The sequence below is a fragment of the Guyparkeria sp. TX1 genome, from assembly GCF_046523965.1.
Lineage (GTDB): Bacteria > Pseudomonadota > Gammaproteobacteria > Halothiobacillales > Halothiobacillaceae > Guyparkeria.
Genome location: NZ_CP144142.1, coordinates 979,296 through 995,545, shown reverse-complemented (window position 1 = coordinate 995,545; position 16,250 = coordinate 979,296). Strand labels below are relative to the sequence as shown.

At 66.6% G+C, this 16,250-nt stretch carries 17 protein-coding genes; 6 read left to right on the top strand and 11 right to left on the bottom strand.

The genetic code is table 11. The features are described 5' to 3' along the window. Positions 1 to 296 precede the first annotated feature (296 nt). Positions 297 to 2,102: a thiosulfohydrolase SoxB gene (gene soxB, locus VWP12_RS04660; protein ID WP_410474818.1), complete on the top strand. Its 1,806-nt coding sequence runs from the start codon at positions 297 to 299 to the stop codon at positions 2,100 to 2,102. 79 nt (positions 2,103 to 2,181) lie between these two features. Here the strand turns inward: soxB and VWP12_RS04655 are convergent, their stop codons facing one another. Further along, positions 2,182 to 2,748, bottom strand: a complete 567-nt coding sequence (locus VWP12_RS04655) for an asparaginase domain-containing protein (RefSeq protein ID WP_410474817.1) — start codon at positions 2,746 to 2,748, stop codon at positions 2,182 to 2,184. 262 nt (positions 2,749 to 3,010) lie between these two features. Between VWP12_RS04655 and VWP12_RS04650 the strand changes: the two genes are divergently transcribed. From VWP12_RS04650 to moaB, 4 genes are read left to right on the top strand one after another with little or no spacing between them, the layout of a single operon-like run. Next, on the top strand, positions 3,011 to 3,349 hold the full coding sequence (locus VWP12_RS04650) for a DUF3579 domain-containing protein (protein ID WP_125199587.1): 339 nt from the start codon (positions 3,011 to 3,013) through the stop codon (positions 3,347 to 3,349). Next, entirely contained in the window at positions 3,346 to 4,755 is a 1,410-nt protein-coding gene (gene rimO / locus VWP12_RS04645) for a 30S ribosomal protein S12 methylthiotransferase RimO (protein WP_410474816.1), read from the top strand. The genes VWP12_RS04650 and rimO overlap by 4 nt, the downstream gene beginning before the upstream one ends. After that, positions 4,734 to 5,012, top strand: a complete 279-nt coding sequence (locus VWP12_RS04640) for a DUF3565 domain-containing protein (protein WP_255410311.1) — start codon at positions 4,734 to 4,736, stop codon at positions 5,010 to 5,012. Before rimO ends, VWP12_RS04640 begins: the two co-directional genes overlap by 22 nt. Then, the gene (gene moaB / locus VWP12_RS04635) at positions 5,009 to 5,530 is read left to right on the top strand and encodes a molybdenum cofactor biosynthesis protein B (protein ID WP_410474815.1); all 522 of its coding nucleotides are present in this window, start codon (positions 5,009 to 5,011) and stop codon (positions 5,528 to 5,530) included. Before VWP12_RS04640 ends, moaB begins: the two co-directional genes overlap by 4 nt. Before the next feature lies 1 nt (position 5,531). On the opposite strand, the gene VWP12_RS04630 is transcribed toward moaB, so the two are convergent. The 9 genes from VWP12_RS04630 to glyA all read right to left on the bottom strand — a co-directional run bounded on the left by VWP12_RS04630 (position 5,532) and on the right by glyA (position 12,990). After that, positions 5,532 to 6,065 carry a phosphatidylglycerophosphatase A gene (locus tag VWP12_RS04630; RefSeq protein ID WP_410474814.1) on the bottom strand — a complete coding sequence of 178 codons (534 nt, stop codon included), beginning with the start codon at positions 6,063 to 6,065 and terminating at the stop codon, positions 5,532 to 5,534. Further along, complete coding sequence (gene thiL / locus VWP12_RS04625) at positions 6,062 to 7,027, bottom strand: thiamine-phosphate kinase (RefSeq protein ID WP_410474813.1); 966 nt, start codon at positions 7,025 to 7,027, stop codon at positions 6,062 to 6,064. Before thiL ends, VWP12_RS04630 begins: the two co-directional genes overlap by 4 nt. Before the next feature lie 43 nt (positions 7,028 to 7,070). Then, entirely contained in the window at positions 7,071 to 7,598 is a 528-nt protein-coding gene (gene nusB, locus VWP12_RS04620; RefSeq protein WP_410474812.1) for a transcription antitermination factor NusB, read from the bottom strand. Positions 7,599 to 7,604: 6 nt separating this feature from the next. After that, positions 7,605 to 8,087 carry a 6,7-dimethyl-8-ribityllumazine synthase gene (ribE, locus tag VWP12_RS04615; protein WP_410474811.1) on the bottom strand — a complete coding sequence of 161 codons (483 nt, stop codon included), beginning with the start codon at positions 8,085 to 8,087 and terminating at the stop codon, positions 7,605 to 7,607. Between the two features lie 24 nt (positions 8,088 to 8,111). Beyond that, a complete protein-coding gene (gene ribB, locus VWP12_RS04610) occupies positions 8,112 to 9,224 on the bottom strand; it encodes a 3,4-dihydroxy-2-butanone-4-phosphate synthase (RefSeq protein WP_125199580.1) in 1,113 nt (370 codons plus the stop codon). 91 nt (positions 9,225 to 9,315) lie between these two features. Beyond that, positions 9,316 to 9,957 (bottom strand): riboflavin synthase, encoded by a 642-nt coding sequence (locus VWP12_RS04605; protein ID WP_410474810.1) that lies wholly within the window; start codon positions 9,955 to 9,957, stop codon positions 9,316 to 9,318. Between the two features lie 95 nt (positions 9,958 to 10,052). Continuing rightward, positions 10,053 to 11,144, bottom strand: a complete 1,092-nt coding sequence (ribD, locus tag VWP12_RS04600) for a bifunctional diaminohydroxyphosphoribosylaminopyrimidine deaminase/5-amino-6-(5-phosphoribosylamino)uracil reductase RibD (RefSeq protein WP_410474809.1) — start codon at positions 11,142 to 11,144, stop codon at positions 10,053 to 10,055. Between the two features lie 61 nt (positions 11,145 to 11,205). Continuing rightward, the gene (gene nrdR / locus VWP12_RS04595) at positions 11,206 to 11,706 is read right to left on the bottom strand and encodes a transcriptional regulator NrdR (protein ID WP_410474808.1); all 501 of its coding nucleotides are present in this window, start codon (positions 11,704 to 11,706) and stop codon (positions 11,206 to 11,208) included. Positions 11,707 to 11,727: 21 nt separating this feature from the next. Then, complete coding sequence (gene glyA, locus VWP12_RS04590) at positions 11,728 to 12,990, bottom strand: serine hydroxymethyltransferase (protein ID WP_410474807.1); 1,263 nt, start codon at positions 12,988 to 12,990, stop codon at positions 11,728 to 11,730. Between the two features lie 286 nt (positions 12,991 to 13,276). Between glyA and VWP12_RS04585 the strand changes: the two genes are divergently transcribed. Further along, entirely contained in the window at positions 13,277 to 13,765 is a 489-nt protein-coding gene (locus VWP12_RS04585; RefSeq protein WP_125199575.1) for a Crp/Fnr family transcriptional regulator, read from the top strand. A gap of 27 nt (positions 13,766 to 13,792) precedes the next feature. Here the strand turns inward: VWP12_RS04585 and VWP12_RS04580 are convergent, their stop codons facing one another. Further along, a complete protein-coding gene (locus VWP12_RS04580; RefSeq protein ID WP_410474806.1) occupies positions 13,793 to 16,249 on the bottom strand; it encodes a heavy metal translocating P-type ATPase in 2,457 nt (818 codons plus the stop codon). Between the last annotated feature and the right edge of the window lies 1 nt (position 16,250).

The window sequence follows — 16,250 nt, the reverse complement described above, 5'->3', positions numbered from 1 at the left end:
CCGAAAAAGCAGGCTTCGGCCTGCTTTTTTTGTGCCCGACGAAAACGCGCATTAGGATCGGACTGGCCGACAAGGGCCGTCAAGCCGACGTTCTCACGGTCCGGCATAAGTATTTTTTCTATCGTCGGGCAGGTCAGTATGGTTAAATGGCCCGGTTCAGTTTCCTGGCACTGCCCCGAAGTGCCCACCAGGCTTGGGCCGGGTCAGGGAACCACTAAAGATCCCAAGGATCCCGTCCCCCGCTGCACGCCGGGTCGGGAGCTGACCCTAACTGAAAACGTAAAGGGGAGTTTTCAATGAGTCTTTCTCGTCGCGAATTTCTGCAGATGCTCGCCGTGGCCTCGGCTGCCGGCATCAACCTCGAGACCGCCCAGGCCGGCACCGGCACCCAGCGTGTAGCGAGCTCCGTGAAGGCGAACAACGCCTCGAGCAACATGTACGAAGTGCCCAAGTTCGGCAACGTGTCGATCCTGCACATGACCGACATGCACGCCCAGCTCAAGCCGGTCTATTTCCGCGAGCCGTCGATCAACCTCGGCGTTGGCTCTATGGAAGGCAACGCCCCGCACTTGGTCGGCGACAAGTTCCTCAAGCACTTCGGCCTCGAGCCGAACACCCCGGCCGCTCACGCCTTCACCTGCATCGACTTCGCCGAAGCGGCCAAGAAGTACGGCAAGGTCGGCGGTTTCGCGCACCTGCTCACCCTGATCAAGCACATGCGCGAGCAGCGTCCGGGCGCCTTCCTGCTGGACGGCGGCGACAACTGGCAGGGCAACGCCCTGGCCCTGTGGACCGACGCCCAGAGTCAGATCGACGCGATGAAGATCGCCAAGCCGGACTTCTTCACCTCGCACTGGGAGGCGACCTACACCGCCGATCGCATGCTCGAGGGCATCGCCGATCTGGAAGGCGCGACCGACTGTAACTTCGTCGCCCAGAACATCCGCGACTCCGACTTCATGGAGCGCGTCTTTAAGCCGTACGTCATCCGTGAGCAGAACGGCGTCAAGGTGGCGGTCGTCGGCCAGGCGTTCCCGTACACCCCGATCGCCAACCCGCGCTGGATGACCGAAGGCTGGACCTTCGGCATCCGTGACGACGAGATGCAGGATGCCGTTGACGCCGCCCGCGGCGAAGGCGCCGAGGTAGTCGTGGTCCTGTCGCACAACGGCATGGACGTCGACCTCAAGATGGCCAGCCGCGTTACGGGCATCGACGCGATCATGGGCGGTCACACCCACGACGCGGTCCCGACCCCGACCGTGGTCAAGAACCGCAGTGGCCAGACCCTGGTCACCAACGCCGGCTCCAACGCCAAGTACCTCGGCGTGCTGGACTTCGACGTGCGCAACGGCAAGGTCCAAGACTACAAGTACCACCTGCTGCCGGTCTTCTCCGACTTCATCGAGCCGGACAAGGAGATGCAGGAGTACATCGACAAGCTCTACAGCCAGGACATCGAGTTCGAAGGCAAGAAGTTTAATGTGGGCGAGCGCACCGGCGAGGTCTTGGCGACCAACGACGCCCTGCTCTACCGTCGCGGCAACTTCACCGGTACCTGGGACCAGCTGCTCTGCGACGCGCTGATCGACGTCAACGACGCGCAGATCTCGTTCTCGCCGGGCGTTCGTTGGGGCACCTCACTGATCCCGGGCGAGCCGATCACCTACGACGACATGATGACTCACGTGGCGCTGACCTACCCGAACGTCACCGTCAACGAGTTCACCGGCGAGCAGATCAAGGGCATCCTCGAGGACGTCTGCGACAACATCTTCAACACCGACCCCTACTACCAGCAGGGCGGCGACATGGTTCGCGTCGGTGGCCTGAAGTACGCCTGTGCGCCGAATGCCGAGAAGGGCAAGCGCATCCTGGACATGGAGCTCGGCGGCGAGCCCATCGACCCGAAGAAGTCCTACAAGGTCGCTGGCTGGGCATCGGTTGCCGAGCCGGGCAACATCCCGGGCGATACCGGCGAGATGATCTGGGACCAGATCGAGACCTGGCTGCGTGACCAGAAGCACATCAAGCCGGTCGAGCTCAACGAGCCGGTCCTCAAGGGTGTGGAAGGCAACCCGGGCATCACCACCAAGTGCTGATACCAAGATCCCTCCCGGGGGATGCCTGAACCATCAAGGCCCCGCCATTTGGCGGGGCTTTTTTAATGCGGGTCGTTTTTTAGGCCGACGCCGGAGTAACCGGCCGGAAGCAGCCCCGCACCCGGTCCTTCTCCAACTCGCCGAGCGGACGCACCAGCCCGCTCATCGCGAGGTAGACGCCGGGGCCGGGACAGCCCTGCACGAACCCCAGAGCCAGCCCGAGATTCAGAGCCGGCTCGACCGGATCAATCTCGTAGGGCCGCATCGCACCGGTGAGGGCCACGCAATGGCCCGGGAACGCGCTGGCAAGCACCTCGCCCGTGCGCACCATGGTGTCGGTACCATGGACGACCACGATCGGCACATCGGGCCGTCGCGCCACCGCCTCGAACAGCGCGGCGACGATGGACGCGCGGTCGGTCTCCATCATCTCCAGACTGTCTTTGCACACGGGCTCAAGCCAGTCGATATCCAGGTTTACTTCGGCCGAACGGAGTATCTCGCGCGCAGCCCACGCGCCCGGCTGGACGACCAACTCGCCGTCAGTCTGCCGATAGCACTTGTTGAACGTGCCACCGGTGTCCACCAGGATAATCGGCAGTGAGCCGTCCCGGTGCTCTTGACCATCCGCTGCGCGTGTTTCCATATCCTTTCCTTGCCTCGTTTTATCTGGCCGGATGCGTTTGCCGGCCAAGTGAAGTAAAATGGCCGATTGATTCTAAAGGAAGCGTCGAGCGTCCCGGTATTCCCCGGCCAGGAGTGACCGCCACGGTGACTCATCCGGGCGGGTAACGACCGAGCCCAAGCTTATCGCGACGGCCGCCTACGGCACGCGAGGCCAACCGGCCGCACGACGCCTTCGACACGCCCCATCCACATTCGGTGCAGGCCGAGCAAGCCACGACTTCATGGACAACCAGCCGAAACGCTACATCGTCGAGTCAGTGACCAAGGCCGGCGCCCGATTCCGCCCGAGTGACTGGATCGATCGCATCTCGAGCTGGGATGCGACGTTTGCCCAGCACCGCCTGGTCTACTCGCAACGGCTGCACCCGGTGATGCTCAACGGACAAAAGGTCCTCGCCATCGAGCCCGGCCTCAAGACCGGCAACCGGCAGATGTTCGACTCGGTGATGCAGTTCATCGAGCGCAACAACCTCAAGATGCACGTCCAGTATCCGGACGGCCATCTCGAGGAATACACCGGCGACAATGCCCCCACGTCCCCGGACGCCGCGCCCTCATGACCCACAACCCGCCGCGTATCGGCTTCGTCAGCCTCGGCTGCCCGAAGGCGCTGGTCGACTCGGAACGCATCCTCACGCAGCTGCGCGCGGAGGGCTATGCCCTGTCCGACAGCTACGAGGGCGCGGAGCTGGTGATCATCAATACCTGCGGGTTCATCGACTCGGCGGTGCAGGAATCGCTCGACACCATCGGCGAGGCCCTGGACGAGAACGGTCGCGTCATCGTCACCGGTTGCCTGGGTGGCCGTGACGAAGGTGAGCTGGTGCGCCAGACGCACCCGAACGTGCTCGCCGTGACCGGTCCGCAGGCATACCGCGAGGTGATGGACGCCGTCCATCAACACCTGCCGCCGCGATTCGACCCCTTTGTCGACGTGATGCCCGAACCGGGCAGCCAGGCGAAGGACAAGAACCGCGACTCGGCCACCCATGGCCAGGTGGATACCGATACTCTGTCACTGGAAGACGCCGTGGGCGTCAAGCTCACCCCGCGCCATTACGCTTACCTCAAGATTTCCGAAGGCTGCAACCATCGCTGCAGCTTCTGCATCATCCCCAGCCTGCGGGGCGATCTCGTCAGCCGCCCGATCGGCGAGGTGATGACCGAGGCCGAGAACCTGGTCAACGCCGGCGTACGCGAGCTGCTGGTCGTCTCCCAGGACACCAGCGCCTACGGCATCGACACCCGCTATCGGCTCGACTTCTGGGGCGGCCGCCCGCTCAAGACCCGTTTCCGCGAACTCGCGGCGGCCCTGGGCTCGCTGGATGCGTGGATACGGCTGCACTACGTCTACCCCTACCCGCACGTCGATGACTCGGTCGAGCTGATGGCCGAGGGGCTGATCCTGCCGTACCTGGACATCCCCTTCCAGCACGCCAGCCACCGCATCCTCAAGCTGATGAAGCGCCCGGCCTCCAGCGAGAACGTCCTCAAGCGGATCGCCAAGTGGCGTGAGATCTGCCCGGAAATCACCATCCGTTCCACCTTCATCGTCGGCTTTCCCGGCGAGACGGAAGCGGAATTCCAGGAACTACTCGACTTCCTCGACGAGGCGCAACTCGACCGCGTGGGCGCCTTCGCCTACTCGCCGGTCGACGGGGCGACCGCCAACGAGCTGCCCGACCCGGTCCCCGAAGAGGTCAAGCAGGAGCGACTGGCGCGTTTCATGGAAAAGCAAGCGGCCATCAGCGCGGCCAAGCTGGCCCAGAAGGTGGGTCAGCGCATGCCGGTGCTGGTGGATGCCGTGGACGATTCCGGTGCGGTGGCACGCAGCATGGCCGATGCACCGGAGATCGATGGCGTGGTCTACCTGCCGGAAGTCACCGATGTCGCACCCGGCGATTTCCTCGAGGTGGAGATCATCGAGGCGGACGAGCACGACCTGTGGGGCGTTCCCGTTCCCTGATGATCTCGGTCGAGGCACCGCCGCGAGCGATCCGCTCGTTCCATCGCGATGCCGAGGGTCACTGGTTCGCGCGTCTCGAATGCGGCCATCACCAGCACACCCGTCACGATCCGCCCTGGATCAACCGCCCCTGGGTGGAACAGAGTCTGGGGCGCATTGCCATGCTGGGCACGACGCTGCCATGCCGCAAATGCGCCGACGGGGCCGAACCTGACCCGCTGCCGCAACCGGCACCCTCGGAGGGAAATCGACCATGAGCGAAGAACGTCACTTCAAGCCGCTGAACATTGCCGTGTTGACCGTCTCCGACAGCCGCAGCCTGGCGGAGGATCGCTCTGGCGACCTGCTGGTCGAGCGCCTTGAGAGCGTCGGTCACCGGCTCTACGAACGCCAGTTGCGCCCGGACGACATCTACCAGATCCGCGCGACCGTCTCGCAGTGGATCGCCGCGCCCGAGTGCGACGTGGTGATCACCACCGGGGGCACCGGCCTGACGGGCCGCGACGGCACCCCGGACGCCGTCTCGGTACTGTTCGACAAGACCATCGACGGGTTCGGCGAGATGTTCCGCGCCCTGTCGTTCCAGACCATCGGCAGCTCGACCCTGCAGTCGCGCGCAACCGCCGGGGTCGCCAATCGCACCTACCTGTTCGTCCTGCCCGGCTCGACCGGTGCCTGCAAGGATGCCTGGGACAACCTGATCGAATCGCAGCTCGATTACCGCAAGCGTCCCTGCAACCTGGTCGAACTGATGCCGCGACTGACCGAGCGATAAGTCAGCCAGCAAACACGCCGATTCCCCACAGGCTCAGCCAGACAGCTACCAGGGCATAGACGCCCGCCAGCAAGTCGTCGAGCATGATGCCCAGCCCGCCGTGCACCCGCCGATCCAGCCAGCTGATCGGCCACGGCTTGATCACGTCGAACACCCGGAACCAGAGAAAGATCAGGGCCGCCTGCCACCAGGTCTCCGGCAACGCCACGAACACCAGCAACACCCCGACAATCTCATCGAAGACGATGCCGCCATGGTCGTGCACGCCCAGGCGTCGGCTCGCCTCGCCGCACAGATAGACCCCGACGACGGACAGCACCAGGGTGGCGGCAAGGATCACGCTGATCACTGCCGCCTCGCCCCAAGGTGCCACGAGCGTCATCAACAACCAGCCCAGCAGAAGGCCCGGTAGCGTGCCGACGGTGCCGGGGGCCCGCGGCGCCAACCCCGTGCCACCACCGAAGGCGAGCCACATCACCGGGCTGCTCCCGAGATCCGCCACCCGTACCCGCCGCGAAGTTTTGGTGCCGATCATGCGCCCTCCTCGCCGAAATGGTCGTAGCCGCGTTGCGCCGTCAAGGGCCGACCGGATCGTTCCCGGATCGCGCCCACCGGTCCGGCATCGTCCAGCCGACCGATCACCGTCAGCCCCCAGGCCGGATCGAGTGCTAACCCGGGCGGCAGGGCAAGCAGCAACTCGTAGTCATCACCCCCACCCAGCATCTGGTCGATAGCCGCGGGCTGGGCATCGAGCCAGTGTCTTGCCGCCGATGACAGGGGGATGGCGTCGAGGTCGATTTCCGCCGAAAGTCCGCTGGCATCCAGCATGTGACCGAGGTCCTGGAGCAGTCCATCGGAGATATCCAGACCGGCTGCCTGCCCGCATAGCGCCTGCCCGGTGGCCAATCGCGGCTCCGGGCGGTCGAGTCGATCGAGGAGATAGGCACGATCGGCCTCGGGCAGTTCGGCAGGCACCTGGTCCGGTTGCAGAGCCACGATCAGGCCCAGCGCGGCATCGCCGACGGTGCCGGTGACCGCCAACCGGTCGCCGGCGCGCGCACCGTCTCGCCGGATCGCGGTGCCGCTGGCAACCGAACCGAAGGCGGTGATCGACAGGGTCAGCTGCGGGGAGCGCACGGTGTCGCCGCCGACGAGATTGCAGCCCCAGCGATCCGCGGCCGCACGCAGGCCGCCAGAGAAGCGTTCCAGCCAGGCTTCGTCGGTCTCGGGCAGGCCCAGCGACAAGGTGAAGCCGAGCGGGGTCGCGCCCATCGCGGCCAGATCGGAGAGATTCACCGCCAGCGCCTTGTGGGCAATGGCGTCGGGGGCGGTCGATTCGGGGAAATGCCGACCGGCGATCAGCATGTCGGTGGCGATCACCACCTGCCGGCCCGGTGGCGGGGCCAGGATCGCAGCATCGTCACCGCCGGCGAGCACCACCTCGGGGTTCGTCGGGGCCCAGTCGAAATACCGATGGATCAGGTCGAATTCCTGCATGTCGACCAGTCTCCTTCCGGACGACCCGACGGGGCGGAGCCCGTCAGTCCCGGCGGCGGGGTTCGGTGGGGCGGGCGTGGTCGGCGAGCCGATCGAGCACGCCGTTGACGTAGCGATGCCCGTCGGTCGCGCCAAATCGCTTGGCCAGCTCGACCGCCTCGTTGATCACGATCGCGCGCGGGGTCTCGAGCATGTGCGTCAGCTCGAAGGCGCCCAGACGGAGGATGGCATGCTCGATCGGGTCGAGCTCGTGCACCGGGCGATCCAGGTGCGGCTCGATGGCCGAATCGAGTTCGGCGGCATGCTGCTCGACACCACGCAGGATGCGCCGGAACAACTCGAGATCAATACGCAGCATGAAGGCATCCTCCATGAACTGCGCCTCGAGCTGATCGAGCGGAATCGGGTTCATCAACTGCTGGTAGAGCCCCTGTGCGGCCCGCTCACGCGCCCAGCGCCGTTGTTTACGCGCCGACGAGGACTTGCCGCCACGGCCCGAGGAGCGTTCCTCGGTACCGCGCGGGCCCTCTTCGCCGCCGTGGGACTCATCCTGGGGAAACTGCTTGATCATGGGTGCTTAGGCAATCTGGTCGATCTGATCGAGAAGGTTGACCATCTCGATGGCGGTGGCGGCGGCTTCCGCGCCCTTGTTGCCGGCCTTGCTGCCGGCGCGTTCCATCGCCTGGTCGACCGTGTCGGTGGTCAGCACACCGAAGATCACCGGCATGTCGAAATCGGTCGCCACGCCGGCGATGCCCTTGGCCGCCTCGCCCGCGACGTAGTCGAAGTGCGGCGTCGCGCCACGGATGACGGCACCCAGGCAGATGATCGCGTCGAACTTCTCGCTCGCGGCGACCCGCTGGGCCACCAGCGGCAGCTCGAAGGAGCCCGGCGCCATCACCACCGTGATCTGGGCCGGATCGATGCCGTGCCGACGCAGGGTGTCGATCGCGCCGTCGCGCAACCGGTCGACCACCTGCGCGTTCCAGCGCGTCGCCACGATGGCGTAACGTCCCGGGCGGGCCGTCAGCCCGCCTTCGATCACCTGAACTTCATTCATGCCTGTCTGTCCCGTGAGCGGCGGTCATTCCGCCTCGTCGTGAATGTAGTCAACCACTTCCAGACCGAAGCCGGCCAGGGCATGGAAGCGTTTGGGCGCGCTCATCACGCGCATCTGGCGAACGCCGAGATCCTTGAGGATCTGGGCACCCACCCCGTAGTTTCGCAATTCTTCGACCTCGCCCCCGGCCGGCGGTGACGAGGGCTGCTCCCACCCTTGCAGCTGGCGCAGCATCTCGTCCTCGTTGGGGGTCGAGCGCAGCACCACGGCCACGCCCGTTTCCATCTCACCCAGCCGGGCCAGCACGTCGGAGAACGGCCAGCCGCAATCGCGGCCCTGCGGCTCGAACAGGTCGCAGACCGCATGATGCACGTGCACCCGTACCGGGGTGGGCGTCTCGGCATCCGGCGTGCCGCGCACCGCGGCAAACTGCAACTGCCCGCTGGTGAAGTCCTTGTAGGCATGCAGTGTGAATCGGCCGTGACGCGTGTCGATCTCGGTGGCGAACTGGTGCTCGACCGAGCGCTCGTGGCGCATGCGGTAGCGGATCAAGTCCTCGATCGAGCCGATCTTGATGTCGTGCTCGGCGGCGAAGCGCTCCAGGTCCGGGCGGCGCGCCATCGAGCCGTCCTCGTTGAGGATCTCGACGATCACCGCCGACGGCTCGCGCGCCTCGGCCAATCGCGCCAGGTCCACGCCCGCCTCGGTGTGGCCGGCACGCGCCAGCACGCCACCGGGTCGCGCCATCAGCGGAAAGACGTGTCCCGGCTGGACCAGGTCGGACGGCTTGGCCTCGGGGGCCACCGCCGTGCGAATGGTGGTGGCGCGGTCGGCGGCCGAGATGCCGGTGGTCACGCCGCGCGCGGCCTCGATCGAGACGGTGAACGCCGTCTGGAAGGCCTCGCGGGTGCGGCTGACCATCAGCGGCAGTTCCAGTTGCTCGCAACGCGGCTGCGACAGCGTCAGGCAGATCAACCCGCGTCCGTAGCGCGCCATGAAGTTGATGTCTTCGGGGCGCACCTGCTCGGCGAGCATGACCAGATCGCCCTCGTTCTCGCGATCCTCGTCATCGACAATGATGACCATGCGCCCGGCGCGCAGGTCGTCGAGGATCTCGTCAATGGAACTAAAGCTCATAGGGTCTCTCAGCGCCGTCGAAGGCAATCGGTGATTGTATCATCGCGGGCCCGACTGTAGACCATCCGGCCTCCAAGCCGGCCCGTGCGGCTCAGGTCAACGCCTGATAGGGGCTCTGTCCGCCGGTACCGGCCGTCCCCTCGCCCGCCTGCAGCAGGCGCTCGAGGTATCGGGCCATCAGGTCCACCTCCAGGTTGACCTGCCGCCCGGGCCGGTACTCACCCATGATGGTCACGTCGAGCGTGTGCGGGATGATGGTCAGGCGACAGCGCGTCCCGCTGACCTCGTTGACCGTCAGGCTCACGCCGTCGATGGCGACCGAGCCCTTCTTGGCGACGTAACGCGCCAGCTCCGGCGGCACGCGCAACCAGAACTCGGTGGCCCGCGCCTCGTTGCGTCGCGCATCGATGATCGCCAGCCCATCGACGTGGCCACTGACCAGGTGCCCGCCCAGCGGGGTGGCCAAGGTGAGCGCCGGCTCGAGATTGACGCGCGAACCGGGGGCCAATTGCCCAACCGTGGTCAGGCGCAGGGTCTCGGCCGAGCAATCAACCGAAAAGCGATCGCCCTCGAGATCGGTGACCGTCAGGCAGACGCCGTTGACGGCGATACTGTCGCCGATGGCGGTGTTCGCCAGATCAAGCCCCGGGGCCTCGATGGTCAGGCGCGCGTCGCCGCCCGTGGGGGTCTGCTCGACCAGGGTGCCGACGGTCTGGATGATGCCAGTGAACATGGGTTTCTCCGCAGGTAGGGGTCGGTCGCGAACGTTAGAAACTCTGCACGAATGCCATACCGCTCTGCGGAGCTTGGCATTCGTGCAGAGTTTCCTTAGCGGACCGGCCGCAGGGTCAGGCGCAGGTCGTCGGCCAGGCGCGTCTCGTCGACCAGCGTCCAGCGGGTCGCATCGGCCAGTGCGCTCGGCTCGGGCAGCGCCAGTGCCGGCCGGGCCTGGTGGCCGAGCAGCACCGGCGCCTGGTAGACGACCAGCTCGTCGCACAGCCCGGCGGCGACGAACGCACCAGCCAGTTTGGCGCCCGCCTCGACCAGCACCTCGTTGATTTCCCGCCGCGCCAGGTCGGCCAGAATGAAATCCAGGTCAAGGCCCAGCCGGCGGGCAGTCGGTGCCTCGATCAGGGTCGCCTCACGCTTGAGCAGGGCCTCGTGGTGGACGCCATCATTGGCATCGCCGGTGTAGATCCACACCGGCCCCGGTGCATCGAAGATCGCGGCAAAGGGCGGCAGGCGCAAACCCGAGTCGAGCACCACGCGCACCGGCTGGCGCACCTCGCCCTCGATACCCAATTCCTCGGCCGACAGGCGCACGTTCAGCCGCGCGCTGTCGGTCAGCACGGTGTCGATGCCGCTCAGGACCGCGCACTGGCGCGCGCGCAGGAACTGCACGTCATGCCGCGCCGCCTCGCCGGTGATCCACTGACTCTCGCCGCTGGCCAGCGCACTGCGCCCGTCGAGCGACTGGGCCACCTTGACCGTCACCCAGGGCCGCCCGCGCTCCATGCGCGAGACGAATCCCGGGTTGAGCGCGCGGGCCGCCGCCGGGGCGATCGCCTCGACCACCTCGACCCCCGCCTCGCGCAGGATGGCGTGCCCGCGGCCGGCCACCTGCGGGTTGGGATCGTTCATGGCCGTGACCACACGGGCCACACCGGCCTGGACCAGTTGCGGCGCGCAGGCCGGCGTACGACCCACATGGCTGCAGGGCTCGAGCGTCACGTAAGCCGTCGACCCGTGTGCCTTCTCCCCGGCAGCACGCAGCGCGTGCACCTCGGCATGTGGCTCGCCGGCGCGGGCGTGGAAGCCCTCGCCGACGATCTTGCCGTCACGGACCAGCACGCAGCCCACACGCGGGTTGGGCGAGGTGGTGTAGCGCCCACGCTCGGCCAACGCCAGGGCGTGGTTCATCCATTGTCGATCCTGGTGGGACACGGGCCGATCCTCGTGGGACGCGCGCCGGTCGGCGACCTCAGTTGGCATCGCCGATCAGGGGCAGTTGGTGATCCGGGTCGCTGATGACGTCGTTGGCCAGCGATTCGATCGCGTCGCGGAAGGCCTCGACGCTGTCGAAGCTCAGGTACACCGAGGCAAAGCGGATGTAGGCGACGTGGTCGAGCCGGCGCAGTTGCGCCATCACCATGTCGCCGATCTCGCGAGCGGGGATCTCGCGCTCGCCGCGACTCCTGAGCTGGCGTTCGATCTGCTCGATCGCCTCCTCGATCCGGCGGGTCGGCACGGGACGTTTTTCCAGCGCGCGCATCAGGCCGTCGCGCAGCTTGCGATCGTCGAAGTTCTGACGCGCGCCGTTGGACTTGACCACCCGCGGCATCTGCCGATCGGCCCGTTCGTAGGTGGTGAATCGCTGGCCGCAGGCGGCACACTCGCGCCGGCGACGGATACCCTCGCCGGCGTCGATCGCCCGCGAGTCGATCACGCGGGTGTCGTCATTGCCACAGATCGCGCAGCGCATGCCGTGCCCCGAATCGGCCGATCAGGCCTGGTTGGCTTCGTAGACCGGCAGGCGACGGCAGAGCGTGGTGACCTTCTCGCGCACTTGCTCGATCACCGCATCGTTCTCGATGTCGTCGATGATGTCGCACATCCAACCGGCCAGATCGCGGGACTCGTCGACGCCGAAGCCGCGGGTAGTGATCGCCGCGGTGCCCACCCGGATGCCCGAGGTGACGAACGGCGACTGCGGGTCGTTGGGCACGGCGTTCTTGTTGACCGTGATGTGGGCCCGACCCAGCGCCTCGTCGACCGCCTTGCCGGTCAGGCCGCGCTTGACGAAGCTGACCAGGAACAGGTGGTTGTCGGTGCCGCCGGAGACGACATCGATGCCGCGATCGACGAACACCTGCGCCATGGTGCGCGCGTTGTCGATCACCTGCTGCTGGTAGGTCTTGAAGTCCGGCTCCAGCGCCTCCTTGAAGGCCACCGCCTTGCCGGCGATCGCGTGCATCAACGGACCACCCTGGGTGCCCGGGAAGATCCGCGACTGGAATTTCTTCTCCAGGTCCGGGCTGGCCTTGGCGATGATGATGCCGCCGCGCGGGCCGCGCAGGGTCTTGTGCGTGGTCGAGGTGACCACGTGGGCGTGCGGCACCGGGTTCGGGTAGAGACCGGCGGCCACCAGCCCCGAGACATGGGCCATGTCGACCATCAGGTAGGCGCCCACCGCATCGGCGATCTCCCGGAAACGCGCCCAGTCCAGCACGCGCGAGTAGGCGGAGAAGCCGGCGATGATCATCTTCGGCTTGTGCTCCTTGGCCAGGCGCTCGACCTCGTCGTAGTCGACGTAGCCCTCGGCATCGATACCGTACTGAACGGCGTGGTAGATGCGCCCGGAGAAGTTGGGCTTGGCACCGTGGGTGAGGTGACCGCCGGCATCCAGGCTCATGCCCAGCACGGTATCGCCCGGCTCGACCAGTGCCTGGAACACCGCGGCGTTGGCCTGCGAGCCCGAATGCGGCTGGACATTGGCGTAGTCGGCGCCGAAGAGTTCCTTCACCCGATCGATCGCCAGCTGCTCGGCCACGTCGACGAACTCGCAGCCGCCGTAGTAGCGCTTGCCCGGGTAGCCTTCGGCGTACTTGTTGGTCAGCACGGAGCCTTGGGCCTCCATGACGCGCGGGCTGGCGTAGTTCTCCGAGGCGATCAGCTCGACATGATCTTCCTGGCGGCGCACCTCGGCGTTGATCGCATCAGCAAGTTCCGGGTCGTAGCCCGCGATGGTCATGGACTTGGCAAACATGGAGTCGGCTCCTGACAAAGGTGAAAATCAAATCCGGGACGACCTCGACGCCTCGAGGCCGCGAAACACAAGCGGCCGCCCCAGCGCGTGCGCGGGCGACCGAACAATGCCGCGAATTCTAGCATGTTGCGGCCGGTCGCCTGCCCGGTGCATGGGAGCGGTATTGAACAACGGCATGAATCCGCGTCATGGCAACCCGCTGCGGCCAGAGGATCGACAAAACCCCGCCGGCTCGCGACAATGGAGGCATTCAATTTCCCGCAACCGGCATGGGAGCACTCACGTGATGATGACCGACAACGACCGCGACGCCCTGGTCGACTTTCTCGCCCGCCACGTCGACACGCAGATCCTGACCCACGCCGAGGTCAGCGCGTTTCTCGACTTCTGCGATTTCGAGATCATCGAGCGCGGCCGGATCATCGCCGACATCGGTGAAGTGGGCGAGTCGCTCTACTTCCTGCTCGACGGCACGGCCGAGCTGATCGTCGGCCCGACCACCAACGAGGTGCCGGTCGGCCAGATCCACGCCGGCGAGATGCTCGGCGAAATGAGCTTCTTCGATCGCCAGCCACGCAATGTGCGCATGCGGGCCCGCTCGTCGGTGCGACTGCTCCGCCTGCCGCGCGAGAAGTACAACCGCCTGCGCCTCGAGCACCCGGTGTTCACCGTGCTGCTGCTCGAGTACGCGATCGTCAGCCTCGATCATCTTTACCGACGCACCAGCACCGACGTTGCCCAGCTCAACCAATACATCCACAGCATGGGGGGTTAAGTCCCCAACTCGAGTAGCTACTCCGCCCTAGCCTCGTCGCAGGCGCAGGGCATTGCCAATCACGGCAATCGAGCTGACCGACATGCCGATCGCCGCAAGCCAGGGCTGAACTAAGCCCAGCGCGGCGATCGGGATGGCGATCGCGTTGTACCAGACAGACCAGGTCAGGTTCTGGTGGATCACGCCCATGGTCCGCCGGGCATAACCCACCGCGAAAGCCGTCTCGGCCACCCGGTCGTTGAGCAGCACCATGTCCGCGCTGTGCTTGGCGACCGCCGTGCCGCCGCCCATCGCCATGGAGACGTCCGCGCAGGCGAGCACCGGCGCGTCGTTGACCCCGTCACCGACCATCAGCACCCGCCCGCCGCCGGCCTGCAGCGAGGCGACGCGTTCCATCTTGTCTTCGGGCAACAGGCCACCCTCGGCGTGGTCCACGCCCAGGTACTGCCCGATCATGGCCGCCCGGTCCGGCTGGTCGCCGGATAGCAGCCACACCGAGACCCCCTGCCCCTTGAGCCGCTCGACTACCTCGGCGGCATCGTCGCGCAACCGGTCGGTCAGCACCGCGCGGGCAATCAGCGTCGGGCCGCGCGCCACCCAGACCACCAGCTCGTCGACGGCAGCCTCTCGCTCGGGGAGGGCGACCCCCAGCTCATCCATCAGGCGGGCGTTGCCGACGGCGACGCGCTCACCGTCGACATACCCGCTCACGCCTCGCCCGCTGGCGCTCTCGACCTCCGTGACCGCCGGCACGCCCCCGTGCGCGTGCTCGTTGCCCCAGGCGGCGAGCGCCCGACCGACCGGGTGGTCCGCGTACTGCTCGAGGGCTGCGACCATGTCCGCCAGGCGCGCCGAGTCGACATCGGCAAGTGGCTCCATGTCGCGCACCATCAGCTCGCCGGTGGTCAGGGTGCCGGTCTTGTCGAACACCACGTGGGTGACCCGCGCCAGCCCCTCCAGCGCCCTCCCCCGGGTGACCAGGAGGCCCGAACGGGTCAGGCGCCCCACCGCCACGGCGATCGCCGCGGGCGTGGCCAGTGACAGCGAGCAGGGACAGGTGATGGCGAGAATCGCCACCGCGATCCAGAACGCCCGTGACGGGTCGATCACCAGCCAGGCGGCCGTCACGAGCGCCGTGGTAATCAGTAGACCAATGACGAACTTGCGCGCGAAGCGATCGGCCGTCTCGGCGATCTTTGGCTTCTGCGACTGGGCCCGGTCGATCAGGCGGACGATCGAGGAAACCATGGTGTCCTGGCCAACCTTGTCGACCTCGACTACCAGCGGGCTTTCGGTATTGACGGTACCGGCGGAGACTCGGTCCCCGGCGCGCTTGAACTCGGGCAGGCTCTCGCCGGTGAGCATCGAGGCGTTGACGCCACTCTCGCCCTCGATCACCACCCCATCGGCCGGTACCGGTCCGCCGGGCCGGACCAGGATGCGGTCACCGGGCACCAGATCGAAGGCCGGGATCACCGCCACCGAGCCGTCGGCCTCGAAGCGATTGGCAACCTGCGGCACCAGCTTGTTCAGTGATTCGGCCAGCTCGCCGGCCTTGTGGCGCGCGCCCTGCTCCAGGAACCGCCCGGCGAGCAGCAGGAAGATGAACATGGTGACCGAGTCGAAGTAGACCTCGCCGCTGTGGGTCAGCACCGCGTAGACGCTGCCGCTATAGGCCAGCAGGATGCTGATCGACACGGGCAGGTCCATGCTCACGCGTCGCTGCTTCAAGTCTCGCCACGCCGGCCGGAAGAATGCCTGCCCCGAATAGAGCACGATGGGGGTCGATAGCACCAGGCTGACCCACCAGAAGAAGTACCGCAGGTCCTCGGACAGATCGAGAAAGTCGCCGAAATACAGCGACAGCGAGATCATCATCACCTGCAGGTAGACCAGCCCGGCGACCGCCAGGCGACGCATCATGTCGTGGCGTTCGCGCCGGTAGACGCGATCCTGGCGATCGGGATCGTAGGGATAGGCGCGATAACCGATCGCGGCGATCGCCCGCAGGATCTCGGACAGCTGTACCCGGGTGTTATCCCAGACCACCTGGGCACGATGGGTGGTGAAGTTCACCGAGAAGGATTCCACCCCGGGCAGCTGGCGCACGTGACGCTCGGAGAGCCAGATGCAGGCCGCGCAGACAATGCCCTCGAGGATCAGCGATGCCTCGCGCCGATCGCCGTCGCGGTTGGCGACGAACGATTTCTGCATCTCGGGGCGGTCGTAGATCGCCAGCTCCTCGAGCACGCGCTCGAGGTCGTCGTCAGGACGCGGCGAGGCCTCGGTGCGGTGGCGGTAGTACTCCTCCATGTCGGCCTCGACGATCGCCTGGGCGACCGCCTGGCAACCCGGGCAGCACATGTCGCGCTGCTCGCCGAGCACGCGCGTGCGGTAGTCCGCCCCGGTGGGCACGGGCAGGCCACAATGGAAACAGGCCGCGGCGCTGTCCGGCGTCGCGGCCTCGGGGCGCGTCTCGTTCATT

Bases quoted from the DNA above. Each gene is read 5' to 3' on its own strand.
- soxB (WP_410474818.1), top strand. From the start codon at position 297: ATGAGTCTTTCTCGTCGCGAATTTCTGCAGATGCTCGCCGTGGCCTCG.
- VWP12_RS04655 (WP_410474817.1), bottom strand. From the start codon at position 2,748: ATGGAAACACGCGCAGCGGATGGTCAAGAGCACCGGGACGGCTCACTG.
- VWP12_RS04650 (WP_125199587.1), top strand. From the start codon at position 3,011: ATGGACAACCAGCCGAAACGCTACATCGTCGAGTCAGTGACCAAGGCC.
- rimO (WP_410474816.1), top strand. From the start codon at position 3,346: ATGACCCACAACCCGCCGCGTATCGGCTTCGTCAGCCTCGGCTGCCCG.
- moaB (WP_410474815.1), top strand. From the start codon at position 5,009: ATGAGCGAAGAACGTCACTTCAAGCCGCTGAACATTGCCGTGTTGACC.
- VWP12_RS04630 (WP_410474814.1), bottom strand. From the start codon at position 6,065: ATGATCGGCACCAAAACTTCGCGGCGGGTACGGGTGGCGGATCTCGGG.
- thiL (WP_410474813.1), bottom strand. From the start codon at position 7,027: ATGCAGGAATTCGACCTGATCCATCGGTATTTCGACTGGGCCCCGACG.
- nusB (WP_410474812.1), bottom strand. From the start codon at position 7,598: ATGATCAAGCAGTTTCCCCAGGATGAGTCCCACGGCGGCGAAGAGGGC.
- ribE (WP_410474811.1), bottom strand. From the start codon at position 8,087: ATGAATGAAGTTCAGGTGATCGAAGGCGGGCTGACGGCCCGCCCGGGA.
- ribB (WP_125199580.1), bottom strand. From the start codon at position 9,224: ATGAGCTTTAGTTCCATTGACGAGATCCTCGACGACCTGCGCGCCGGG.
- VWP12_RS04605 (WP_410474810.1), bottom strand. From the start codon at position 9,957: ATGTTCACTGGCATCATCCAGACCGTCGGCACCCTGGTCGAGCAGACC.
- ribD (WP_410474809.1), bottom strand. From the start codon at position 11,144: ATGAACCACGCCCTGGCGTTGGCCGAGCGTGGGCGCTACACCACCTCG.
- nrdR (WP_410474808.1), bottom strand. From the start codon at position 11,706: ATGCGCTGCGCGATCTGTGGCAATGACGACACCCGCGTGATCGACTCG.
- glyA (WP_410474807.1), bottom strand. From the start codon at position 12,990: ATGTTTGCCAAGTCCATGACCATCGCGGGCTACGACCCGGAACTTGCT.
- VWP12_RS04585 (WP_125199575.1), top strand. From the start codon at position 13,277: ATGATGACCGACAACGACCGCGACGCCCTGGTCGACTTTCTCGCCCGC.
- VWP12_RS04580 (WP_410474806.1), bottom strand. From the start codon at position 16,249: ATGAACGAGACGCGCCCCGAGGCCGCGACGCCGGACAGCGCCGCGGCC.